This is a genomic window from Clostridium senegalense, assembly GCF_018916625.1.
GTDB lineage: Bacteria > Bacillota > Clostridia > Clostridiales > Clostridiaceae > Clostridium_J > Clostridium_J senegalense.
Genome location: NZ_JAHLNC010000001.1, coordinates 715214 through 740324 on the forward strand (window position 1 = coordinate 715214; position 25111 = coordinate 740324).

Consider the following 25111-nt stretch of genomic DNA (forward strand, 5'->3'; position numbering starts at 1 on the left):
TTATCACCTCTTAGCTAGCCTTGCTTTTATTGATTTTACTACTCTACTTTTTATTTCTTTATCAATCTCAGTAATTCCTAATAAATGTTTAGCCGAAATTTTTTCTTTAAATATATACATTCCCAAATATATAAAACCATATACTGTGTATGATATGGTAGATGCTATTGCTGCCCCATTAATACCCCATTTAGGAATTAACATTATATTAAAGGCAAAATTAATCATAAATATTGAAAATGCAATAACCGTATGTATATATGGTTTTCCTATGCTTTGAAAATATCCTCCGGAAACTTTTCCAATAGAAGCAAATGCTATACCTACAAATAATATTTGAGTTGGAAGTTGAGATGATGCATATTCCTCTCCATAAAGCCAAATAATTAATGGACTAAATATTATTGCTCCTATCGAAAAAATTAGAGTAATGTAAAAAACATACTTAACCGTAAACGCAGTAGTAATTTTTCTTTGCTCATGTGCATCATCTGAAATATTATATAATCTTCCAGTTATAGCAGTTCCTACGCTAGAGGGAATCAAAAATAACATCTCTGCTAAAGTAACAGATACGCTGTATATTCCTAATTGTACTTGTCCTAACATATCACGAACTAAAAATTGATCTAATTTATAATTTAAGAAAACAAATAAATTTCCTAAATATATCATTCCACCAAACTTAAGCTGTTCTATTAACAATTTTTTATCATAAGAACTTAAATTTAACTTATAGGCTCTTACATTTCTAAATAATAACGGTATTGTTATTAATATAAATATAAGTTGTACTCCTAAATAAGATACTAAGTTCAACCATCCTGTGAAAACCAAAACAAGTAATACTGCAGTCTTCATAAAAGTATTTTTTAAGTTTATATTATTTGCCATATATATTTTTTCATCAGCAACATAATAAGATGTAAATAAATTTGCAAATAATGATCCAATAATAGTAACTATCATTATTCCTATTATCAGCCAACTATAATTTAAATTCCCACCTATCTTCCATCCAATAATAATCATTGTAATTACTAAGGATATAGCAATTATAGTTAAAATATTAGTATTAAATATATCCTGTGGCGAACTTTTACTTTTCTTATAGAAATAAGGTAATGAATATGTTATTCCTAAATGACCATATTCTGATATGGTTGATATAATTAAAGTTAAATATGCCAAATCACCTTTTCCACTTGGACCTAATTGTCTTGTTATTAACAAGTTAGTAATAAAAGAAAAGCCCATTATCATTATTTGTGTGATAAAATTACTAGCTATATTTTTAGCATAACTCAAATTCAAATACCTCCAAATTATAATCTTTCATATAAATCTGACATTGTTTTAACATTTTGTTCCCAATCATACATATCTAACACTACTCTTCTACCTTCTTTTCCCATTTCTTTAGCTATAGATTTATTTTTATATAAATACTCAATTTTATCAGCTAATTCATTTTCATTTTGTGGTTCAAATAGAAGTCCTGTTTCATTATCTTTTATAACTTCTTTTAATCCACCACAATTTGAAGCTATTACAGGTCTTTCACACGCTGATGCTTCAATTGCAGATACTCCAAAACTTTCACTTAATGAGCATAAACACATAACATCAACTTTATTTATATATTGTGGAACTTCTGTATTTTTAACTCTTCCAACAAATTCAACATTTTTATTTAAATTCAATTGTTCAGTAAGATTTATAAGATTTTTTCGCTCACTACCATCACCAATAATTTTTAATTTTATACTCGTATCATTTGTTCTATCAATAACTATTCTTAAAGCCTTTATTAAAGTATCTATACTATAAATTTTTTCAAGACTTTTTGCTATACCTATAGTCATACTTTCTTCTTCGAAAATCTCTGATATCTTACTAAATAAATTAACATCCACCCCAAAAGGTGTAATTACAATTTCTTTTTCACTATTATAACTTTTTATTTCTTTTGCCATGTCATAACTTGTTGAACATAACACATCTGCTTTATTAAATACATAATTCAGTATTTTTTTATATATCCCATTTGATTTTGGGAAAAGATATACATCACTTCCCCAAACTGAAACTACAAATGGTCTAACACCACTTACAGCTCCAAAAAAACCGTAACTAGATGCATAATAACTATGTAGTATGTCTGGATTTATCTTTTTTACAAGTTTTTTAACCTTACGAGCTAAGAAAATGTAACTACTTTTATTCTTATACATGGGCTTTAAAACATAGGTTTTTACGTTTCCACTATATTTATAGTCACTTTCCCTCATGCTTATTAAATGTATATCATAATTTAACCCTGAAAAATAATCTAACCATTTTTGTGTGTGAATGCTATCAGCATCTGCTAATATACATAACTTAGTCATATACACACCCCTTATTCTTTCATATTATACTAAATCTAAAACTAACTTTTACAAGCTATTTATTGATTTTTTAAAAGTTGGTCTTCTGGAACTTCTCTAAATACTTTTGCTGGATTTCCTAATACTATTTTTTCCTTTGGGGCGTCTTTAGTTAAAACACTTCCTGCTGCTACTAACGCATCCTCTTCAACTATTTTTCCCGGTAAAATTACAGCTCCAGCTCCAATTCTACCACCTTTTTTTACTGTTACTCCTTTAAACTTTCCAAATCTTTCTTTAGAACGTGCTGCATAATTATCATTTGATGTTGCAACACATGGTGCGATGAATACATTATCTTCAACCTCTGAATATGCTGTTAAATACACATTTGTTTGTATTTTGCAGTTATTCCCTACTTTGCAGAAGTTTTCAATAGTAGTACCTCTACCTATTATATTTTTATCTCCTACAGTTACATTTTCTCTTATTGTTGCCATATCAGCTATAAGAGTTTTACTTCCGATAGTACATCCAGCATAAATTATAACAGATGCACCTATCAAACATTCCTGTGAGATTTTAGCTGGTTCTAATTTTTCTTCATCTTTAAATATGCTATTTACACCTCTCATAGGTAATTTCCCAATAATTGTATTATCATCTATTCTTACATTTTCACCTATAATAGTCCCATCATGAATAACTACATTGTGTCCTATAATACAATTATCACCTATAACTACATCATCTTCTATAACAGCAAATCTTCCTATTTTTACATTTTGTCCGATTTTACTTTTATCTGAAATATAATTCATCATCGTTCTCACTTTCTACTTAAAAAATTAGTTTTTTAATTTTTTTATATCTTTCATTTCAATTGATGCAAAGTTTTCCATTGGGAATTTAACTGGCATTCCTGTTAATCTTGATTTGTAAGCTGCAAGGATTATTTCCATAGCTTTTTTTCCTTGTTCTCCACTAACTAATGGCTCTGTTCCATTATTTATAGCATCTATAACATCTTTAAATAGTGCTGTATGTCCAGCACCATAAACATTATCAACTTCACCTGATGCTTCTTTTATTACATCTTCTTCTTTTTCTAATTCGTCTTCAAATCTCCAAGTTTCAATCTTATTAACAGCCATTCCACCTATGCATACTGCTGCTTTTTCTCCAAAAATACTTAAAGTTTCTTCTAAATTTTTAGGGAATACACATGCACTACCTTCAACAATTCCTATAGCTCCATTTTTAAATCTTATTATTATAGCTCCAAAATCTTCTGCTTCTATATCCCTTAAAAATGTATCACATTGAGCATATACTGTATCCACTTCTCCACCTAACATCCATTGAAGAAGATCTATATTATGTATACATTGATTCATTAATGTACCACCATCTTGAGCCCAAGTTCCTCTCCATGGTGCTTGCTCATAATATCCCATATTTCTATTCCAAAGTATTCTTGCTGTACCATTTACAAGTCTACCAAATCTATTCGCTTCTATTGCAGTTCTTAACTTTTGTATCGGTGCATTAAATCTATTTTGATGAGATATAGATAGAGTAACATTATTTTTTTTAGCAACAGCTATCATTTCATTAGCATCTTTTACAGATAAAGCCATTGGCTTTTCAACTATAGCGTTTATTCCATTATTCATGCAGTATATTGCTATCTCTGGATGATATCCACTTTCAGTAGCAATATATACTATATCAATTTCCATATCTTCAATCATTTTTTTATAATCTGTATAAACTTTCACATCACATTCACAGTTCATATTTTTTATATATTCATCTTTTTTAGCCATAGCTTTTTCTTCCACTACATCACAAGTAGCTACTAAAACAGCCTCTTCTTTATTATTTACTATAGCTTCTACTCCCTTGTAAGATATTCTTCCACAACCTATAACCGCAAATTTAAATTTTTTCATAATAATTCCCTCCTACGCTTCTCTATTACAAAGTTCTTCATATATTTTCCATAATTTCTCTTCTTCTTTTTTCCAATTAAATTTTTCTTTTATAGAATATATACCGTTATTACCCATTTCATCTCTTAACTTATCATCTTTCAAAAGATGAATAACATTTTCTGCTAGTTCATTTTCATCCTCTGGATTAACTACTAATCCTGAATTGTATGCAGTAATATAATCTTTTATAGGTGGCATATAACTTCCAATTACAGGGATACCACAACTCATATATTCAAATTGTTTAGTAGGTATATTTTTAAAGTATTTAGGTAATGGTAATAATGTAACTAATCCTATTTTAGATTTATACATATATTCTCTTACCATTGCATGTTTCACTTTTCCTGTAAATTTTATATTTTTTTCTAAGTTATTATCCTTAATATATTCTTTTAAAATATCTTCACACTTATCATAACCAAAGGGACCTACAAATATCATCTTTATGTCTTTATAATTATATTTATTTTTAATTATATTAACAGTTTTAAGAATTTGTAATGCTCCTCTTTCGATTGTAATTCCTCCCTGATAAATCATATCATATTTTTTTTCTACCTCATATTTTTTTTCAGGAATAAACTGTGTAAAGTTATGGATTACCTCTACATTTTTATTTACTACTTTAAACCTTTTTTCAACTGCTTCATCTGCAGTAATTATATAGTCAAATCCCTTTGAAATAATAAGTTCAGTTTTATCCACAAAAAATGTAGATAATGGTCTTATCACTTTAGGTATCTTATTTGACATATTAGCCATATCCGGATAATGCTCATGAACATCATAAATTATTTTGCAATTAGGTAATTTCTTTTTTATTTTTTTTGCTTTATATATAATTTCAAAATCGTGAAAATGATATATATCTGCTTTTTCTTCTATGGCCCTATCTATTAACTCCTCTAGAATTAGAAATCTATCTTTCAAATTTTTAGGTTTTGTTATACCTACTACTTTTATACCATCAATTTCGTGAATTCCTCTTTCATATGGTGCAACTATGGTTATATCCTTATATTTTTTTAAAAGAGATTTTGCTTCCTTATGAAATATTCTAGAGTCTGTTGGACTATGACCAGTTGTGAGTATACATATTTTCATCACCTAAGCTCCTATTCACTTTTTATTGATACAATCTTAAGTATTCACTATATAAACTATTAGCACTTTGAGTCCAAGTATATTTAGTTTCAACTTTTATTTTAGCATTTCTTTCTATGTCTTTTCTTATGCTATCATTTTCTAGTACATATTTTATTTTATTTGTTAAGTCTTCTAAATTTCTTGGTTCCATCAATATACCATCTTTAAAATCTTCTATTACATCTTCAATGCCTTCACCTTTACATCCTATTACTAACTTACCCTGTGCCATAGCCTCTATATAAACTACGCCAAAACCTTCTTTATAGCTAGGTAACACAAAAATATAACAATTTTTCATATATTCCATAACTATATTATGAGGCAATGCACCTTTAAAAATAACTTTATCTGCAACACCATTTTCAAAAGCTAGTTTTTCTAAACTTTCTCTTTCAATCCCTCTTCCTATAATAACCAAATTTAAATCTTCATAATCATTATGTATATTTGAAAAAGCTCTTATAGCATAATCTATACCTTTAGTTTTTATTAAATTACCAACAACTAAAATATACCTTTTTCCATGAAATTCTTGGTATATACTTTGGCTCTTTTTTGATACAATATCATTTAATTCTATACCATTAGGTATAACTGCATAATTATTTTTTTTACCAGTTATATTTTCTGCTTCTCTTTTTAATTTATTACTTACAAATATAACTTTATTTGATTTTTCAAATACATGAACCACCTTATTTTTAAAATTCTCATCTAAATTAACCGTATAGTTCATATCTTGGCCATGTATTGTGGTCAACAAAGGCTTATTAAAATGTTCATTTAACATAACAGCTCCATATCCATCTGGTAACGCTACATGTGCATGGATTAAATCAAATTTGAACTCTTTGTATAATTTTGATGTTATTTTTTTAATTCCTTTATATAAAATTTCACCTGAAGATCTAAAATTTAAATTTTTAGGCAGCCAAACTACTCTAGGATAAAAAACTTCTACCCCTTCCCATATAGCTTTTTTAGGTATATTATAATACCCTTTATATTTTTTTGAAAGTAATGTAAGTATATATGGTGTATACGGAATTGGTGATATAACTTTTATATTCACATCCTCCTTAGAGCTTTTTAATGCTTTAACTTGTTTATGAATAAATATCCCATTATTTTCATTATAATTATTAGGATACATATGAGATATTACTAGTATATTCATAAGAATTCTCCTCGTTTTTTATTAGATAAAGCACATAGTTAATAACCCTATGTGCTTCAATTTCAAACAAAGTGCAATAATTAATTATAGTTTGTTTATTTTATGTCTGTTGTTTTTAACATTTTTAGTAGCATTTCTAGTATCATATAATAAGTTAGCTTTTTCAACTATTGATTCATAATCATAACAACTATGGTCTGTAGTTATAAGAACTATATCTGCACTTTCTATTTCCTTTTCCCATTCAACTGATATATACTCTTTACCTTTATGTTTAAATGATGGGATATATGGATCATTTACTAACACATTTGCACCTTTTTTCTCTAATAATTCTATTACTTTTAGTGTTGGAGATTCTCTCATATCATCAATATCCTTTTTATAAGCAGCTCCCATAACTAATACTTTAGAACCATTAAGTGCTTTTTTATCTCCATTTAATAAGTTCATAACATTTTCAATAACAAACTCTGGCATAGAGTCATTTATTATTCCTGAAGTTTCTATTAATTGAGTATGATAATCATATTCTTTTGCTTTCCATTCTAGATAAAATGGATCTAGTGGTATGCAATGTCCACCTAATCCTGGACCTGGGTAAAATGCCATAAATCCATAAGGTTTTGTTTTTGCTGCATCTATAACTTCCCAAACATCTATTCCCATTCTTTTACATAATATAGCCATTTCATTAGCTAATGCTATGTTTATGTTTCTAAATGTGTTTTCAAGTATTTTTTCCATCTCTGCAACTGCTGGACATGAAACTTCCATTATTTCTCCTTCTAATACATTTCTGTATAGTTGAGCAGCTACTTCTGTACAAGAAGTTGTACATCCGCCAACAACCTTTGGAGTATTTTTAGTATTAAAATCTTTATTACCTGGATCAACTCTTTCTGGTGAGAATGCTAGGAAGAAATCTTCTCCACATTTTAATCCAGTTTCTTCTAATATAGGTTTTATAACTTCTTCTGTAGTTCCTGGGTATGTAGTACTTTCTAGAACAACTAACATTCCTTTATGTAAATATTTAGCTACGCTTTTAGTTGAACTTACAACATATGATAAATCTGGTTGTTTGTATAAATCTAATGGTGTAGGTACAGCTATACATACAGTATCAACTTCTGAAACAAAACTAAAATCTGTTGTAGCTTTTAATTTTCCTTCTTTAACTAAACCTGCTAAATCGTCATCAACTACATCTCCTATGTAGTTACGTCCTTCATTTACCATTGCAACTTTTTGATCTTGAACATCAAAACCAATTACTTCGTATCCTACTTTAGCCTTTTCTACTGCTAACGGTAATCCAACATACCCTAAACCAACTACCCCTAATTTAGCAGTTTTATTTTTTAGTTTTAATAATAATTCTTCTTTTAATTTATTTGACATTTTACTTCCTCCTAATTCAAGTTAGACTAATCTATTTTGCACTACTTTTGAAAAAACTCTTTTAACTTATCAGCTGCATATGCTACCAATTGAAAGTTATTTCTGGACATAGTGGTAAAGCAAATGTTTAGTACTATTATCTTCTATAATCTATAAATTATTTTTTTGCTGATTTTAATTACAAATAAATATTATAGATTTAGTTTTATCAGTTATATGTTTTTCTATACTATTTAATCTTATATAATATATTTCAATTATTTTGTATTAGTTTTGTTTCCTTTTATATGTTGGAACTTTTTCTTCTAGTAAAGCTATTATATCTTCTTTTTCTATTTTTTGCACTTCTCTAAATTCATCAACAGACTTTTCTATAAACTTCATATCAACATCCATAGGTTTTTCAATAAATATTTTTTTATGGTCTGTAGATGTTAATGCAACTTCATCCATTAAAAGTTCCTCATATAGCTTTTCCCCTGGTCTTAATCCTACATACTCTATTTTAATATCTATATCTGGTTTAAATCCTGAAAGACTTATTAAATCCTTTGCTAAATCAGCCATTTTCACAGGTTTTCCCATATCTAGCACAAATATTTCTCCACCTTTAGCCATTCCCCCAGCTTGTATAACAAGTTGAGCTGCCTCTGGTATAGTCATAAAAAACCTTGTTATCTCAGGATGTGTAACTGTAACTGGTCCTCCATTTGCTATCTGCTTTTTAAATAGTGGTATAACCGATCCGTTACTCCCCAATACATTTCCAAACCTTACAGCAACAAATTCAGTTTTACTTATTTTATCAAATGCTTGAATTATAAGTTCACAAAATCTTTTAGTTGCCCCCATAACGTTTGTTGGGTTTACTGCCTTATCTGTACTTATTTGAACAACTCTTTTTACATTAAACTCATCACAACACTTCATAAGATTATATGTTCCTACAATGTTATTTTTTATTGCTTCTGCTGGATTATTTTCCATTAATGGAACATGTTTATGGGCTGCTGCATGAAATACAACATCTGGTTTATAATTACTAAATACTTCTCTTAATCTTTCCATATCTCTAATAGATGCTATTATAACTTTTTTCTCTTGTTGTGGATGGTTTCTATTCAATTCCATCTCTAAGTCATATGCATTATTTTCATAAATATCAAGTATCACTAATAACCTTGGTTTAAACTTTACTATTTGTCTACATAGCTCAGAACCTATAGAGCCACCTCCACCAGTTACTAATACTACTCTATCCTTTATATATTTATCAACATTTTCATTATCCAACTTAATTTGTTCTCTACCTAAAAGATCTTCTATATTTACATCTCTAAGTTGTCCCATGCTAAAGTTATCATTCATAAGTTCATATACACCTGGAACTGTTTTTAATTTACATTTAGTTTCTTTGCATATGTTTAGTATTTCTTTCTTATCGTGTAACTCTACTGATGGCATTGCTAAAATTATTTCTTCAACCTTATAATCATTACAAGCTTTTACTATAGATTTTCTTCCGCCTAACACTTTTATTCCATTAATACGCTTTCCTCTTTTATTTTCATTGTCATCTATAATTCCAACTATATTGTAACTTAAGTCTGAATGTTTTTTTACCTCTTTTATAATTAAAGCTCCAGCATCACCTGCACCAATTAAAAGGGTATTAACTTTTTTCCCGCAAATTCCTTTTGGTGTTTCTTTGTTACTTAATAATCTTAATATAAATCTAAGACCACCTAAACTTAAAACACTTAACACCCAAAAAATTATATGAACATTCATAGGAAATCTATAATATGGACTTCTTAAAAATGTATAACTTATATAGTAGCTATAAATTACAAACACTATATTTGTTAAACTAACAGAATATACTATAGAAAATAATTCATCAATAGATGCATATTTCCATATATTGTCATACAACTTAAATATTTTATTGAAAAATAAGGTGAAAATAATAAGTGGTATTATAGAGACCTTAAAAAACAACTGATAATTCTTTGTAATATTAAAATCAAATCTTAAAACTAAGGCTATATACAATGATAATATTACGAACAAAATATCTAATATCATTATTCTTTTGTCATTTTTCATAATTTCACTTCCTAAGCCTTTATATTGTTTAATACAAATTTTATTTAAAAGATTGTTATTTTATAAATTATCTTATTTTTAATTAATAAAAATTTATAAAAAACCTTTATTATATAGATTGTTCAAATCCCTTTATAATTTTACAACATTTTTGCAATAAATCAACTGCTTTTTTAACCTTTTAATGCCATTTTACCATTGTTATTGTCATTTTTCATTATAATTTTAGCATTTATATAAAATCCATTCTATTTAAATCTATTTTTTTCTTTGTTAATTAATATATTTTTCTACATTCTATATTTTAAATTAATTAAGATTCAACTTTTTTATTTCTTTTAATATTTCATCTTCTGGATTAATTTTTTCTGCCAACTCTAAATGAATTTTCGCCTGCTCAATATCCCCTAAATTTAAATAACACATAATTAAATTAGTACATATATCTACTGCTTTGGTAACTTCAAATGCTGCTCTAAAATACCTTATTGCATTTTGATAATCACCAATACATGCAAAATTTATTCCTAATTCATTAACTACAGCTACATCATCACTGTTTATTGCTTGAGCTTCATTTAAATAATATATAGCTTTTTCATTATTCTCTAGAACTCTATACGCAATAGCAATATAGTAATAAATTTCCACAGTATTACCCAATTCATCCATTAATGGTATTAATAATTCTAAAGCTTTTTTAGGATCTTCATATACTAATTCTTTTCCATCTTCATATTTTCCTATTACTTCAAGAGAATTTTTAAATTCTAAAACATCATTTGTTTGTTCTCCACCTAAAGAAATATATTGATTTATAGCAAATAATGCACCCTCTAAATCCTTATCTTCTTTTTTTAGTATTGCTTCATAAAAATATGGTGTATTAAATTCATCTATTTTTTTACATTCTTCTATCAATAATAATTCTTCTTCTTTATATTTTTCCTGTTTATTTCTTAACCCATCTACTAATAATAGTGCTTTATTATAGTTTTCTTTTGTCTTTTCTATTTCTAAAAGTCCCTTCAATAATATATATGAGTCTTCATACTTTTCATTTTTCACATTATTAAATATGGTACCTTTAATAAATTTAACGCTACCATCTATATCTTTTATTATTTCTTTATATATTTTATTAAATTTAAATTTTTTATCACAACCTAAAACAAAAAATATTCCTTCTAAGAATAATGTTATTGGAATATTTTTTAAATCATCCCCATCCTTTGCCTTTCCGACTACATCCTCACTTTTTACAGGTAAATAAACATTTTCCTTAAATTCATAAGAATTAAATTTAGTTCCCTTTTTAATTTCCAAAAATAAAACCTTTGATAATTTGTTTAAAAAATGACTTTCTATATTACTCATAGTTCACCATCCTAATCTAAATGTTTAAATTAATGTATTAAAAACTCAATTTACTATAAACTAAGTTTATCAATACAATTTTTCAAATTATAAAATCTAAATTTACATTTTAATTATTATTTAAAATATTTCATTTAAGTATATTAACATATAAAATCTATATTATACAAAATATAATTTTCATAAAATATTTTCACTATATTTACTTAAAATTAAACTTTACAATGTCTTTTAAATATTATACAACATAGTGTGTTTAAATAAAAATAATATTAAATATAACTAAAATTCATTTATAGGGAATTATATCATAGAATATTAAAATATACCTAATAAAATAATATATATTGCAAAATATATATTAATGAATGTTTATTTATATCCTTAATTTAAATTAAAATTTTAATGTAAATGTATAAATTAAAATTTCAAATTATTTATACATATAATTATAAGATTCTAAGCTGAGTTTTAAAATTATTTATTTATGAAATGAGAAAACTTTAAATAAACTCATCCTAATAGCTTTGATATTATTTTAATTAAAGAGTTATGTTAATTATTACTCACTATGTTCCTAATAGTAAATGTATTTTTTAAGATTGATTTTTAGTCTTATCCATTACTTTTAACTATCTGTAGTTGCACTTATTTTTATCAACTCATAACAAAGATTTGGTGAATAAACTTAAACGTAAGCTTATATACCTATACTAGGAAACATAAGATAAATTTGGAATTTTATATTGAAGTAAAATCTATTGCATTTACAATTTTATTATCTTATAATTAATTTGTTTTAAATTAAGCAGTACAGCATGTTTTTGCAAAACTATACTATATATCATTATAAAAATTATATTTATACGCTTACCAAGCATTGAGATGCTTTATTTATAGAGAAAGAGGGGATATTAGATTGTATAAGTTAAATCAACATGAAACACCACTATTTGACGCCCTAATGGAATATGTTAATAGAGATACTCTACCATTTCATGTTCCTGGACATAAAAAAGGCATTGGTGCCTATAAAGAATTCAAGGATTTTATGGGTGAAAATCCTTTTAAAATTGATGTTACTGTTTTTAAACTTGTTGATAGTTATCATCATCCAACAGGTCCTATAAAAAAAGCTCAAGAACTTGCAGCTGATGCTTATGGTTCAGATTCTTGCTTTTTCTCAGTACACGGTACATCTGGGGCTATTCAAGCAATGATACTTTCTGTTGTAGGTGCTGGAGATAAAATTATAATCCCTAGAAATGTACATAAATCTATAACTGGAGGAATAATTTTAGCTGGTGCAATACCTGTTTATATGCAACCAGAGCTAGACAAAAAATTAGGTATAGCTCATGGCGTTTCTCCTGAAACTGTAGATAGTACTTTAAAAGAACATCCAGATGCTAAAGCTGTTTTAATTATTAATCCAACTTATTATGGTGTTGCTACAGATATAAATAAAATTGCAGATATTGTACACTCATATGATATACCATTAATAGTAGATGAAGCACATGGTCCTCATCTAAACTTTAATGAAAAACTTCCAATGTCTGCTATGGAAGCTGGTGCTGATATATGCGCTCAAAGTACTCATAAAATTATTGGAGCTTTAACTCAAGGATCTTTACTTCAAGTTCGTTCTAAAAGAATAAACATTGGAAGGGTTAGACAAGTTATAAATTTAATGCATACAACATCACCATCTTATATACTTATGGCTTCTTTAGATACTGCTAGAAAGCAAATTGCTTTAGATGGTAAGGAACTTTTAGATAAAACAATAGAACTTTCAAATTATGTTCGTGAAGAAATAAATAAAATTCCTGGTTTTTATTGTTTTGGTGAAGAAATACTTGGAAAATCAGGAGCTTATGCTTTCGACCCTACTAAAATAACTATAACTTGTAGAGATTTAGGTATAACTGGTTATGATTTAGATATGATTTTATCAAATAAATATCATATTCAAATGGAGCTTTCAGACTTATATAATGTTCTTATTGTAGGTTCATTTGGTGATACAAAGGATGGCATGGAAAGGTTACTTATTGCATTAAGAGAAATAAGTGATGAATATTACGGAAAAGGTGCCAAAAAAGCTGATTTTATAGATATACCACCAATTCCAGAACAAATGCAAATACCAAGTGAAGCATTTAATAGTATTAATACACCTGTTAAAATTTCTGAAAGTGTAGGAATGATAAGTGGCGAGTTTTTAATGGCTTACCCTCCTGGAATACCAGTACTTTGCCCTGGTGAAAAAATCACACAAGAAATAATAACCTATGTGCAGAAGCTAAAAGATACTGGTCTTTATGTTCAAGGCACTGAAGACCCTAATGTTGAATATATAAAAGTAGTTAAAGAAGAGGATGCTGTTTATATAGACGTAAACTAAAATAAGCTCTAGAATTTTAATAATTCTAGAGCTTATTTTTTGCATTATACATATAAAAACAAATAATAAACCAAAGATTCTAAGAATATTTATCATGATATAAAAAGATTTAATTATGCCTTATTAATTTCCATCCTTTTGACCTGGTATAGTTCCATATATATATCCTCCATTTTGTAGATTATAATCTAATGTTTCAAACATATCTCTAACTGATATTATTCCTATACCATACAATCCATTTTCTGGCTCATAAACGGCATATGAATTCATTGCATTTCTAATAGTTTGCATATCTTCGTCTGTCTTTATATTGGTACTAAACTTAACTTCTTTATCTAAAGCTTCATAAGCCTTAGGTTTATTTACAAAATATACATTATCTATTTCCTGATTATCATAAAGCTCTCTAAATACTCTACCTAATGCTGAATGATCACTTTGTGGCTCTTTAAAATAGCTAAAAGTAAAAAATTGATAATCTTGTCCATCACTTATAAATTTTCTTATATCTGTTCTTAATTCATCTACATGTTCTTTAGTACTACTATCTGGTATATCTAAATATGTTCTATTTTCATCAGGTATTCCATACGCATCTAATTCTCTATTGAATTCATTGGTTCTCGCCTTTGCAAACTCTTCTAAAGTCATAGTTGATGGTATTTTAGGACTTAATTTTCCTGATTTTATTCTTTTATAAACAAAAGACCCATTCCCTCTATTTATAAGAATAACTTTAACATTTTCTGGTCCTAACTCTTTTACTGCATTCATTATTGCTGAATGAGCAAATAGTATTACATCATCTTGATGACTAAAGAAAAATGCTGCCTTAGGTTTAGTAAACTTAAGTTCTCCAGGTTTCAAATCATTTTTTATATTTAAAACTTTTTCTAAAAATTCGTTAGGTATTTTTGATTTAAAATATATATTTTTAAATTCAACATTTTTTAGATATTCTTTTTCATCTTCTGTAATATTATTTTTATAGAAAATTATTGGTCTTTTTAATACTGAACATGCTAATATATCTTCTTGTTCCTTTGAGTCTAAAATTACAACAGAATTAGATTTTGAAAAAAATTTACTATTTATTTTTATACTAGAATTATTAAAATCTTTAATATCTATTAAAGACTCATCATTGAATTTTTCTTTGGAAAATAACCCTTCATTTAAAATATATCTATTTTCTTTTTCAACTTTAGTTATGAATTTGTTATTTTTCACATCTTCTTTTGTTGAAAATAAAATAGGTGCTTTCAATTTTGATGCTACTGATGCTATTAACATATTTTTATCCTTATCCTGTTCCGATGCTACAAAAACAGTATTATATCCACTCATCTCTTTTGCTATATTTTTACTTAACTGACATATATCTTTTCCACATATCCTTTTTATTTTCTTATTTGAATCAATTTCATTTTCAACAGTTTTAGATATACTTATGTCATTTCCTATTATATATACTTCTTCTGGATTTATTCTGCTTATTTCATTTTTAACGTCCTCTGGTATACTATCGTTATCGATAACCAACACTGATGCATTTTTATAACTAGCTAAGGGCATAGCTAATAATTTTTCTAGCATATTATTTTCATTTACTAAAACAACATTTTTGCTTTTTAGGGACTTACTCATATCTATATATTTATTATATAGATCATTATCTTTCAATCTTATAGTTTGTCCCTTCAAGTTTTTAGTTGTTTGTTCACTTTCCTCAATGGTTGGTTCATTGTTAATTAAAATTTTATAACTATGATTTTTCACATAGATTTGTTTAGATATTATACCCAAAGATATAATTAGAATAATTGCCATTATAGCAAAACCTATCTTTTTTCTCTTTTTTCTTTTTTCTCTTTTTTTTCGTCTTAAATTTATTGTTCTTGCATTTCTATATCCTTTATTCATTATATCCCCCCAAATAATACTTAACCATAGCAAAAGTGTACTTATTTTTATGTATTCTTTAAATTATGCACTCAATGTAAATTTATTTTTTACATAATATATTTTATTCTTTCTATATATTTTTGTGTTACAAAACAAAAACAAAACCTATTAAAATAAATTTCATTAAATTTTATTTTAATAGGTTTTACTTTATCTTTTTATTTTTTTCTTATATAACTCTCTACACATATTAAATAATACGTTAATATGTTTTCTATAAAGAATATATAGTAATGCTAATTCTAAAATACCTAATAAAACATATATATACCCAAATTTGAAAAATGTAGCATAAAATGTGTATATACACAATGCAAAAGTCATTATATAAAATCTTTTAAGATGATAATTTACCTTATAGTATCTAAGACCTATATATGTTCTTATTGAAAAAAACACTATATAAGATAATCCTGTAGAAATAGCTGCACCTACAGCTCCCAATTTAGGAACTAATATAAAATTCCCTATTATATTTACAACGCATGAAATTACAGATATGTATATATGCTTTCTTTGCTTCTTTTTAAAATTAATTCCTAAAACAGTAGTTTCTGAAACTGTGTACATTATTGGCATAAAACTTAAAAATGGTATTATGTAAGCCGCAGTCCTATATTCAGAACCTAAAAATAGAATAATTATATCTCTAAATAAAATTAATCCAATAGTACAAAAGAACATAGCAATAGTCACAATTAAACTTGCCTTTTCAAAAAACTCTACATCCTCTGGATTTTTCTCATATCTTTCAAAAGCTACTGGTACCCAAAACGTAGTAAAACAGCCCTGTAATATAGTAAGTAATGCAACAACCTTTGCTGCTGAACTATATATCCCTAGTTCCTCTGCCCCCCAAAAACTTTGTATTGCAATTCTATCAGCTGATTGAAAAATATAATGTATAGCCGCTGTTATAACCAATGGTGCACCATATACTAAAATTTCTTTCGTATCAGTTTGTAGTTCCATTTTACTATCTTTTATATTAAATATATTCCAATATTCTCTCTCACATATTATGGCCATTATAGTAACTGCAACATTAGAAAATAATAGTGCTAAAACTAAAGCCATATAATTATCTTTAAGATAATATCCTGCAATAAATATCATAAATAAATAAAAGACTTTATTCATGACAATTAATAATGAATATGTTTTAGACTTTTGTTGCATTCTAACAACTAATAATGCAAACCTATTAATTAATAAAAAGCTTACATGAACTATAATGATTATTAAAAATATTAAACTATAACTTCCAAATATAAATTTAGATACATACTCTCTAAATATAATTGCTAAAATTATTAACAATATATTTATTATAGCTGGAACTTTTACACATCTTAATAGCAATAACTTTCTATTTTCTTCTTTTTCAGCATAAAAAAATCTTACAAATGCTTGATCTATACCAAATACTAATATAATCATAACTAAACTAGAATACAATTCAAACTGAGAATATATACCAAATTGTACTGGTGAAAACATTCTTGTTATAATTGGCGTACTAATTATTCCAATCAAAAAAGTTATCCAACTTCCTACAGAAAAGGATAAAAATTTATTTAACAAACTCTTATTATTCATATTTTATACCTTCTTCAAAATTAAATTAAACATAATTTAAATTATATATGGATAAATTAATATGTCAATAATACTATTATAAATTGAACTTCAGTTTTACTCTAAGTTTTTTCTTTCCTATAAATCTTTTCACAATTATATTTAAAATACAAAATTCAATCAATTAAACAGCCCATTCACTCCATTTGAGCTATACCAACCTATTTAAAACTGAATTTAAACTCCTATAAAAAGCTATAGGAGTTTAAACATACTGCACTTTATACTTATTAATATGACTTTTACTTTCTCACTGTATTATTTCTTAACAAATACATTTTATTAGCTGCCACTTTCATACCAGCATTATCTAAAGTCCTTATATATTGATTGTAATTCATACTTAAGACATTACCATATGATTTAAGCAAATTATTATAATAACCTAACAAATAATTTGTTTTCATAAGTTTTTCATTATGTCTTGTATTAAACAAAATACTATTTACTCTTCTTTTTTTCTCTGCTTTCTTTTTAATATCATAATAGTAATCTTTACCTTTTCCAATAAGTAATATTTTTTCATAATTTACCTCCATAACCTGTCTATAATATGGATGTAATATTTCAATCATTCTTTCATTAAAATATTCATTTTTTTTCTTTTCTTCTTCTATTACTTCTTTTAATTTTTTTAATTTCTCGTTAGTTTTCATCCTAAGTGAAGGCAGTCTTTCTATTATATAAGTTACCTTGTCAATATTTTTAGGATGACCTTTTTTTATAATTTCTAGCCCTTCTAGAACACTTTCATAATCATTTTTATCTTTATTTATATCTGCTTCATCCTGAAGTGCAGCTAGTATACTTCCCTTTTCTTCATTTAAATATATATCCATATAATAAAAAATTCTAGCTAATCTTTCGCACAGAATTCTATCTTCTACAACATTATCATCCTCATCTATATACATATAGTTTTCAGGTTCTACACTTAAATTTTTAGTAAACTTTTTTATAAATATTACTTCTCTATAAAGCTTTCTATTATGACTTATTGGTTTAGATACTTCTATATTTTCTATTGATTTTTTATATGGCAACAGTTTGTCCATTAATTCCTTTGATGGCTTATCATACAGTTTCATAAAATATTCCTCCCTTGTTCATCCAAGTTCACTAATTTATAGGGCTTTAAATATTGTTAATAGAATCAAATAAACTTAGTGTTAAAATAGTTTTTACTTAACTAAAAACTATCTATCCTTAAAGTATAAATACATTATATCAAATTTTTTAAAAATTCCTATAATTCCATGTGATTTTATAAATAAAATTAGGGCTATTTCAAAATAAAATTTTATCATTATTTCGAAATAGCCCTTAATTACATTATGCTTCCATACCTAGTTTTAAAGCTTTTTTATTTAATTCTACTGCCTTTTGAGGTACTAGTGTTGAAACTACCTCTTCCCAATCTATTTCTCTTAAGTCTAATGCTTTTAATAATGCTCCTAAAAGAACTACATTCTGAGCCTTTATATTTCCTAATTCTTCAGCTATATTTGCAGCATTTAAAACTACTAATTTTTCCACTCTTTTTTTCAATTCACCAATTACATCTTCTGGATATTTCTCTTCTCCTATCAACACTGGCACTGGATGTATTTCATATTCATTTACTACTAAATGTCCACCTTCTTTTAAAAATGGTAACGCCCTTAAGGCCTCACTTTTCTCAAAAGCAACAACTACATCAGCTTTCCCTTCTTCTATAAGTGGAGAATACACTTTTTCTCCAAATCTTACTTGAGTTGTAACACTTCCACCTCTTTGTGCCATACCATGAACTTCTGACATTTTAACATCATATCCGTGTCTTAATAACCCTTCAGATAATATTTTAGATGCAAGTATTGTACCTTGTCCCCCAACACCTATAAATAATATACTCTTTACATCCTTCATATTATTCACCAACCTTTTCTATTGCATCAAATGGGCAAACTTCTTTACACAATCCACAACCATTACACATGGATTCATCTATAGAAACAACTCCATTTTGGAATTTAAGTGCTGGACAACCTGTTTTTAAGCACTTTTTACATTTTTTACACTTTTCACTATCTACTTTACAACTTAAATTTGCTCTCTTCTTTAAAACTTCTTTTATTAATGCACATGGCTGTTTTGTTATTATTACAAATGGTTCTTTGCTATCATGGGCATCTTTAACAGCATCTTCTGTCTCCTTTAACTTATAAGGGTCTACAACTCTAATATTCTCTTTCTTCACACCACAAGATACTACTAAAGCTTCTATATCAACCATAGGAGCTGGTTCATTTTGAAGTGTTTTTCCACTTCCCGGATTTTCTTGATGTCCAGTCATACCTGTTATTCTATTATCTAAAATCACAGTAACTATTGGAGTGTTGTTATAAACAGAGTTTATAAGTCCTGTAACCCCTGAATGGAAAAATGTTGAATCTCCTATAAATGAAAATACTTTTTTTCCTTCCCTTTTACCTACTATCGATGCTCTTTCTATACCTATTCCACCAGAAATGGATGCACCCATACAAATTACTGTATCTCCTACATTTAAAGGAGGATTCATACCTAGAGTATAACATCCTATATCACTTGTAGATATTACATCCTTATATTTAGATACTGCATAGAAAATTCCTCTATGTGGACATCCTGGACATAGTACTGGTGGTCTTGATGGTGGTCTTACATCGGATTTATAGTTTATTACAGAATCTTCACCTAAAATAGCTTTTCTTACAATTGTAGGGTTTAACTCACCACATATAGGTATAATTTCTTTTCCTATACAGTTTATCCCCATTGCTTTTACTGCTGTTTCTATATATGGATCATTTTCTTCAACTACATATAATTTTTCTACTTTACTTGCAAATTCTTTTATCATTTCATCTGGCAATGGATAACTTAATCCTATTTTTAAATAAGATGCGTCATCACCTAAAACTTCTTTACAATATTGATAAGAAACACCACTTGTTATTATTCCAACTTTAGTATTTCCTATTTCAATTCTATTTAACTCACAATTATTTGAGTATTTTCTAAGCTTCTCTAATCTTTCTTCTACTTCATAATGTTTAGCTCTAGCATTAGCTGGTGTCATAATATATTTTTTAACATTTTTTTCATAGGGTTTTACTTCTACATTTTTTCTTTCCCCTACTGTAACCACAGATTTTGAGTGAGACACTCTTGTAGTTGTTCTAAATAATACTAAAGTATCAAACTCTTCACTAATTTCATAAGCTTTTTTCATATATTCTATGCATTCTTGTGAGTCTGATGGCTCTATAAGTGCAACTTTAGCGTGAGGTGCATAATACCTATTATCTTGTTCATTTTGTGATGAATGCATTCCCGGATCATCTGCTGTTACTACTACAAACCCTCCATTTACTCCTTCATAAGCCATTGTAAATAATGGATCTGCTGCAACGTTCAATCCAACATGTTTCATAGTGCATAATACTCTTGCACCACCTATTGATGCACCTGATGCAACCTCAAATCCAACTTTTTCATTAGGTGCCCATTCTGCATAAACACCTTCATATGTTGCAAAATTTTCTAATATTTCTGTACTTGGCGTGCCTGGATAAGCTGATGCCATGTGGCAACCTGCTTCATAAGCTCCTCTTGCGATAGCTTCATTTCCAGTCATAATTACCTTTTTCATAATATCCCTCCAAATCCCCAAATATATATATTTTCTATAAAGTAAAATTGTTACTTACCACATATTAATTAAACAAGTGTAGCTCCTAAAGCTATTGAATATAATTTAGATTGAGCGCTATCTGCTCTTGAAACTAACACTACAGGACATTTAGCCCCTAATATAACTCCAGCACTTTCTGCATCTGCAAAATATGTTAAAGATTTGCCTAAAAAATTTCCTGCTTCTATATTCGGAACTAATAATATATCACTATCTCCTGCAACATCACTAACTATACCCTTATGTTTTGCAGCTTCTTTTGATATAGCATTATCTAGACCTAATGGCCCATCTATGATACATCCCTTAAGTTGTCCTCTTTGATTCATAGCAGTTAATGCTGCTGCATCTAAAGTAGCTTGCATATTAGTATTTACCACCTCAACGGCACAAATTGGCGCAACTTTAGGACACTCTATACCTAAAGCATGAGCAAGATTAACTGCATTTTTTATTATACCTATTTTATCTTTAAGCTCTGGATATGTTACCATACCTCCATCTGTTAATAAAATTAGCTTGTGATAATTAGAAGTTTCATAAACCATTACATGAGATAATAAATTGCTAGTCTTAAGACCACATTCTTTATTTAAAACAGCTCTTAATAGGTCTGCTGTTCCCAGCATCCCCTTCATTATAAAATCTGCTTCCTTATTTACCACTAATTGGACAGCTTTTGCTGCTGCTTTTTTTATATCTTTTTCATTTATAATTTTAAATTTAGATAAATCTATGTTTAAATTTCTAGCTATGCTAATTATTTTATCTTCATCACCAACTAACACAGCATTTATTATATTTTCATTGACCGCTTCATAAACTGCCTTTAAAACTACTTCATCTTGCGCTACAGCAATTGCTAATGTTTTCTTTTTACCACTTTTAGCTTTTTCAATTATTTCTTCTAATTTAGTTATCATAATATCCTCCTTCACTGCTTTGCAATTTTAGGCATATTTAATTAAATAATATAAAAAATCTCTTGCTATTTTTTAAAATCCTTTATTTTAATCCCCTGATATGCTTGTATTTTACAAAATAGAATTTGAAATTTTAGACTATTATCTTCTTTTACATACCTTTTTTTAATTTTATCTTTATTAACCTTATAGGGTTCCAAGTTAAGTTTTAAAGTTATCCATTTATCAGATGAGAAAACTCAAATTAATATTTCTATCAATAACTAACAGATTATTTTAGTTAAGAGTTAAGAGTGAATAGTTAACAGTTGTGGTTATTACTACTCACTTCGTTCCTAGTAATTCTCAACGTATCTTTTTATAAATTTGTAAAACAAATTATATTGATAGATTTTTTTAAAGCATTTTCAGAAAGTGGTTGTCACTTTCATTCTAAATTCATAATTCATAAATAACTATATTTGTACTTATTTTTCTTAACTTATAACAAAAATTTGATGTGCAAATTTAAGTTGGAACTTGTTTCCCTATAGTTATAGCTTAGAAACTCTTATGATTTTTTTTAACATTTTTAATTTATAACAAACTATAATTTGAATTTTTATTACTATGTAACAATTGCTTGTACATTTCAAATTCAAATTTTTAAATACATTATATACATATACACTTTTTTTGGTTTTATAACCAATTAAGAATATTATAAATATTCTTAATTAAAGTATACCTCCTTGAATCTTAATGTCAATTTTAACAGCTAAATTTTATCAAAAAAATGTAAATTTATTTTACTTTTTTTGTATTTTTATCAAATTTGTTTATATTTATAGTTAATTTAATATATTATACAATAAAAAAACAGTAAAATTTTATAATTTTTTAAATCTTACTGTTTTTCTTACCTTAAATAAGTTATATGTTATTTTTCATATATTATACTTTCATTAATACTTTCAATATTTTTACAACCTGTTAATACCATTGCTGATTTTAATTCACCTTTTAATTGGTTTACATAGCAAGTTACACCTTCATTTCCGCCACCAAAAGAAGCTGTAACAAATGGTCTTCCTATAAGAACTCCATCTGCACCTAGTGCTAACATTTTTAATACATCTACTCCTGTTCTTACCCCACCATCTACAAGTATTTTTACTTTACCTTTAACAGCTTTAGCTATATCTGATAATACTTCTGCCGTTCCTGGTGTTTGGTCTATAACTCTTCCACCATGATTGGAAACTACAATAGCATCTACGCCTGCTTCTACAGCAAGCATTGCTTCATCTACAGTCATTATTCCTTTTAATATAAATGGTAACTTAGTACTATTTACAAGTTCCTTTATTTCTTCTATCCCTTTAGGCATAACTGGTTTCCCATGTAAAGCCAATGTTATTAGTCCACATGCATCTATATCTACACCAATTGCAAAAGCTCCTGACTTTTCCGCTAATTTTATTTTTTCTATAACATTAGGATTTTCCCATGGTTTTATAAATACAATTCCATCTCCATCATATTTTTTTAACACTTCAAGGTTAGTCATTAAGAATGAATCTACTGCTGTATCTCCCACCATAGGATATATACCAGAATCTAAACAACCTTCTATTACCCAAGTTATGTACTCTTCCTCAGTAAATTTTCCACCCATATTTAAAGTTGTACCTGTAACTGGTGCTGCAAAAACTGGTATATCCATTCTTTTTCCAAAAAACTCTGTTGAAATATCTATATCCTTTGCATCGTGCATAACTCTCATATTTAATTTTATATTGTTTAAAGCATCAAAATTAGCTTTAAATGCTTCACCAGTACCTTTTCCGCCCATTCCTGGAACTTCACCAGCACAAGCCACACCATTGCAATTTTTACAAACTCTACAACTTCCATTTAAATTTTCTCTAGCATTTTTTCTAATATCATTCATGTTCATTTTTGTGTCAACCCCTCCATAATTTATATAATAAATTTAAAATAATATACTATTTATTGTTTTCTTGGAAAAGAAACTCTTCTAAAGTTTCTTCTGTAAATATTTTTATACCATTTCTATATAAAATCTCTGCAGCTACTCCATTACCATCTTTTTTATTACCACTGAAAGTTCCATCATATATTTTTCCAAAACCACATGATGGACTTCTTGCCTTTAATATTGCATACTCTGCACCTATAGATTTTGCTATATTAAGAGCTTCATTTGCTCCTTTTAGAAATTCTTCAGTAGCATCATCATTTTTATCTGGACTCAAAACCCTTGCCTTCCCATCTAAAACCATCGCTCCATCACCGTCTATTATTTCATGAGCCACTCTTGGTGTAGCCTGTCCTCCAAGTTGTTCAGGACATATAGGCATAGCTTGTCCTTCTTGTAATAATTTTAAAACTCTTTCATCTAAATTATTACCGCCATTATATTTACAATTTACTCCACACAAACATCCACTAACTAATATCATGCCTATCACTCCCACGTTATTTTATTTAAATTTGTTCGTTAAATCTTTGTTATCAGTAAAGAAAAATAAGCATAACTATAGTTATTTAAAATTTAAAAGTTTAGCAAAAAATTTATACTAAACAAGGCTCTTCCTAGAAAAGATACGTTCAGTATTATTATAAGTACATCAACTAGTAATTAATCATAACTCTTAACTAAAATAAGCTGTCAACCATTAATATGCTGTTAATCTTAAGTTTTCTCATCTGATAAATGCATAAATTTAAAATTCATCTTAGAACCCCATGTGCGTAAAGCTAAGCCACTTTATTCCAATAAAACATTTTCCTTTTAAGCTTTTACTACATTAATGTAATAATAAAGAATTTAAATAAACTATTCATTGAAAATTGATTTAGAGTT

Annotated in this window: 18 protein-coding genes; 1 reads left to right on the forward strand and 17 read right to left on the reverse strand. The window is 27.3% G+C overall.

The annotated features are described in order from the left end of the window. Positions 1 to 3 precede the first annotated feature (3 nt). The 9 genes from KQI36_RS03485 to KQI36_RS03525 form a co-directional block, all read right to left on the reverse strand. Entirely contained in the window at positions 4 to 1308 is a 1305-nt protein-coding gene (locus tag KQI36_RS03485) for an oligosaccharide flippase family protein (protein WP_216449617.1), read from the reverse strand. A 17-nt stretch (positions 1309 to 1325) separates the two neighbouring features. Continuing rightward, positions 1326 to 2390 carry a glycosyltransferase family 4 protein gene (locus tag KQI36_RS03490; protein WP_216449618.1) on the reverse strand — a complete coding sequence of 355 codons (1065 nt, stop codon included), beginning with the start codon at positions 2388 to 2390 and terminating at the stop codon, positions 1326 to 1328. A 59-nt stretch (positions 2391 to 2449) separates the two neighbouring features. Further along, positions 2450 to 3190: an acyltransferase gene (locus KQI36_RS03495; protein ID WP_026022224.1), complete on the reverse strand. Its 741-nt coding sequence runs from the start codon at positions 3188 to 3190 to the stop codon at positions 2450 to 2452. A gap of 27 nt (positions 3191 to 3217) precedes the next feature. Beyond that, positions 3218 to 4324 carry a Gfo/Idh/MocA family protein gene (locus tag KQI36_RS03500; RefSeq protein ID WP_216449619.1) on the reverse strand — a complete coding sequence of 369 codons (1107 nt, stop codon included), beginning with the start codon at positions 4322 to 4324 and terminating at the stop codon, positions 3218 to 3220. Positions 4325 to 4336: 12 nt separating this feature from the next. Next, on the reverse strand, positions 4337 to 5473 hold the full coding sequence (locus tag KQI36_RS03505) for a glycosyltransferase family 4 protein (protein WP_216449620.1): 1137 nt from the start codon (positions 5471 to 5473) through the stop codon (positions 4337 to 4339). 22 nt (positions 5474 to 5495) lie between these two features. Next, the gene (locus tag KQI36_RS03510) at positions 5496 to 6695 is read right to left on the reverse strand and encodes a glycosyltransferase (protein ID WP_216449621.1); all 1200 of its coding nucleotides are present in this window, start codon (positions 6693 to 6695) and stop codon (positions 5496 to 5498) included. A gap of 84 nt (positions 6696 to 6779) precedes the next feature. Beyond that, positions 6780 to 8099, reverse strand: coding sequence for a nucleotide sugar dehydrogenase (locus tag KQI36_RS03515; RefSeq protein ID WP_010293037.1), 1320 nt, complete (start codon positions 8097 to 8099; stop codon positions 6780 to 6782). A 267-nt stretch (positions 8100 to 8366) separates the two neighbouring features. Beyond that, positions 8367 to 10208 carry a polysaccharide biosynthesis protein gene (locus tag KQI36_RS03520; RefSeq protein ID WP_216449622.1) on the reverse strand — a complete coding sequence of 614 codons (1842 nt, stop codon included), beginning with the start codon at positions 10206 to 10208 and terminating at the stop codon, positions 8367 to 8369. A gap of 309 nt (positions 10209 to 10517) precedes the next feature. Further along, the gene (locus KQI36_RS03525) at positions 10518 to 11585 is read right to left on the reverse strand and encodes a tetratricopeptide repeat protein (protein ID WP_216449623.1); all 1068 of its coding nucleotides are present in this window, start codon (positions 11583 to 11585) and stop codon (positions 10518 to 10520) included. Positions 11586 to 12504: 919 nt separating this feature from the next. On the opposite strand from KQI36_RS03525, the gene KQI36_RS03530 reads away from it, so the two are divergent. Beyond that, positions 12505 to 13995, forward strand: a complete 1491-nt coding sequence (locus KQI36_RS03530) for an aminotransferase class I/II-fold pyridoxal phosphate-dependent enzyme (RefSeq protein ID WP_216449624.1) — start codon at positions 12505 to 12507, stop codon at positions 13993 to 13995. A gap of 123 nt (positions 13996 to 14118) precedes the next feature. Here the strand turns inward: KQI36_RS03530 and KQI36_RS03535 are convergent, their stop codons facing one another. From KQI36_RS03535 to KQI36_RS03570, 8 genes are all read right to left on the reverse strand, one after another. Continuing rightward, the gene (locus KQI36_RS03535; protein ID WP_216449625.1) at positions 14119 to 15921 is read right to left on the reverse strand and encodes a cell wall-binding repeat-containing protein; all 1803 of its coding nucleotides are present in this window, start codon (positions 15919 to 15921) and stop codon (positions 14119 to 14121) included. A 192-nt stretch (positions 15922 to 16113) separates the two neighbouring features. Beyond that, positions 16114 to 17562 (reverse strand): lipopolysaccharide biosynthesis protein, encoded by a 1449-nt coding sequence (locus KQI36_RS03540; RefSeq protein WP_216449626.1) that lies wholly within the window; start codon positions 17560 to 17562, stop codon positions 16114 to 16116. 281 nt (positions 17563 to 17843) lie between these two features. Next, on the reverse strand, positions 17844 to 18689 hold the full coding sequence (locus KQI36_RS03545; RefSeq protein WP_216449627.1) for a hypothetical protein: 846 nt from the start codon (positions 18687 to 18689) through the stop codon (positions 17844 to 17846). 244 nt (positions 18690 to 18933) lie between these two features. Beyond that, positions 18934 to 19509 (reverse strand): indolepyruvate oxidoreductase subunit beta, encoded by a 576-nt coding sequence (locus tag KQI36_RS03550; RefSeq protein ID WP_216449628.1) that lies wholly within the window; start codon positions 19507 to 19509, stop codon positions 18934 to 18936. Between the two features lies 1 nt (position 19510). Continuing rightward, positions 19511 to 21277, reverse strand: coding sequence for an indolepyruvate ferredoxin oxidoreductase subunit alpha (gene iorA, locus KQI36_RS03555; RefSeq protein ID WP_216449629.1), 1767 nt, complete (start codon positions 21275 to 21277; stop codon positions 19511 to 19513). A 68-nt stretch (positions 21278 to 21345) separates the two neighbouring features. Then, positions 21346 to 22242 carry a phosphate butyryltransferase gene (gene ptb, locus KQI36_RS03560; RefSeq protein WP_010293054.1) on the reverse strand — a complete coding sequence of 299 codons (897 nt, stop codon included), beginning with the start codon at positions 22240 to 22242 and terminating at the stop codon, positions 21346 to 21348. Between the two features lie 919 nt (positions 22243 to 23161). After that, positions 23162 to 24181: an alpha-hydroxy-acid oxidizing protein gene (locus tag KQI36_RS03565; RefSeq protein ID WP_216449630.1), complete on the reverse strand. Its 1020-nt coding sequence runs from the start codon at positions 24179 to 24181 to the stop codon at positions 23162 to 23164. 49 nt (positions 24182 to 24230) lie between these two features. Beyond that, entirely contained in the window at positions 24231 to 24707 is a 477-nt protein-coding gene (locus KQI36_RS03570; RefSeq protein ID WP_216449631.1) for a 2-thiouracil desulfurase family protein, read from the reverse strand. Positions 24708 to 25111 lie beyond the last annotated feature (404 nt).

Bases quoted from the DNA above. Each gene is read 5' to 3' on its own strand.
- KQI36_RS03490 (WP_216449618.1), bottom strand. From the start codon at position 2,390: ATGACTAAGTTATGTATATTAGCAGATGCTGATAGCATTCACACACAA.
- KQI36_RS03495 (WP_026022224.1), bottom strand. From the start codon at position 3,190: ATGAATTATATTTCAGATAAAAGTAAAATCGGACAAAATGTAAAAATA.
- KQI36_RS03500 (WP_216449619.1), bottom strand. From the start codon at position 4,324: ATGAAAAAATTTAAATTTGCGGTTATAGGTTGTGGAAGAATATCTTAC.
- KQI36_RS03505 (WP_216449620.1), bottom strand. From the start codon at position 5,473: ATGAAAATATGTATACTCACAACTGGTCATAGTCCAACAGACTCTAGA.
- KQI36_RS03510 (WP_216449621.1), bottom strand. From the start codon at position 6,695: ATGAATATACTAGTAATATCTCATATGTATCCTAATAATTATAATGAA.
- KQI36_RS03515 (WP_010293037.1), bottom strand. From the start codon at position 8,099: ATGTCAAATAAATTAAAAGAAGAATTATTATTAAAACTAAAAAATAAA.
- KQI36_RS03520 (WP_216449622.1), bottom strand. From the start codon at position 10,208: ATGAAAAATGACAAAAGAATAATGATATTAGATATTTTGTTCGTAATA.
- KQI36_RS03525 (WP_216449623.1), bottom strand. From the start codon at position 11,585: ATGAGTAATATAGAAAGTCATTTTTTAAACAAATTATCAAAGGTTTTA.
- KQI36_RS03535 (WP_216449625.1), bottom strand. From the start codon at position 15,921: ATGAATAAAGGATATAGAAATGCAAGAACAATAAATTTAAGACGAAAA.
- KQI36_RS03540 (WP_216449626.1), bottom strand. From the start codon at position 17,562: ATGAATAATAAGAGTTTGTTAAATAAATTTTTATCCTTTTCTGTAGGA.
- KQI36_RS03545 (WP_216449627.1), bottom strand. From the start codon at position 18,689: ATGAAACTGTATGATAAGCCATCAAAGGAATTAATGGACAAACTGTTG.
- KQI36_RS03550 (WP_216449628.1), bottom strand. From the start codon at position 19,509: ATGAAGGATGTAAAGAGTATATTATTTATAGGTGTTGGGGGACAAGGT.
- iorA (WP_216449629.1), bottom strand. From the start codon at position 21,277: ATGAAAAAGGTAATTATGACTGGAAATGAAGCTATCGCAAGAGGAGCT.
- ptb (WP_010293054.1), bottom strand. From the start codon at position 22,242: ATGATAACTAAATTAGAAGAAATAATTGAAAAAGCTAAAAGTGGTAAA.
- KQI36_RS03565 (WP_216449630.1), bottom strand. From the start codon at position 24,181: ATGAACATGAATGATATTAGAAAAAATGCTAGAGAAAATTTAAATGGA.
- KQI36_RS03570 (WP_216449631.1), bottom strand. From the start codon at position 24,707: ATGATATTAGTTAGTGGATGTTTGTGTGGAGTAAATTGTAAATATAAT.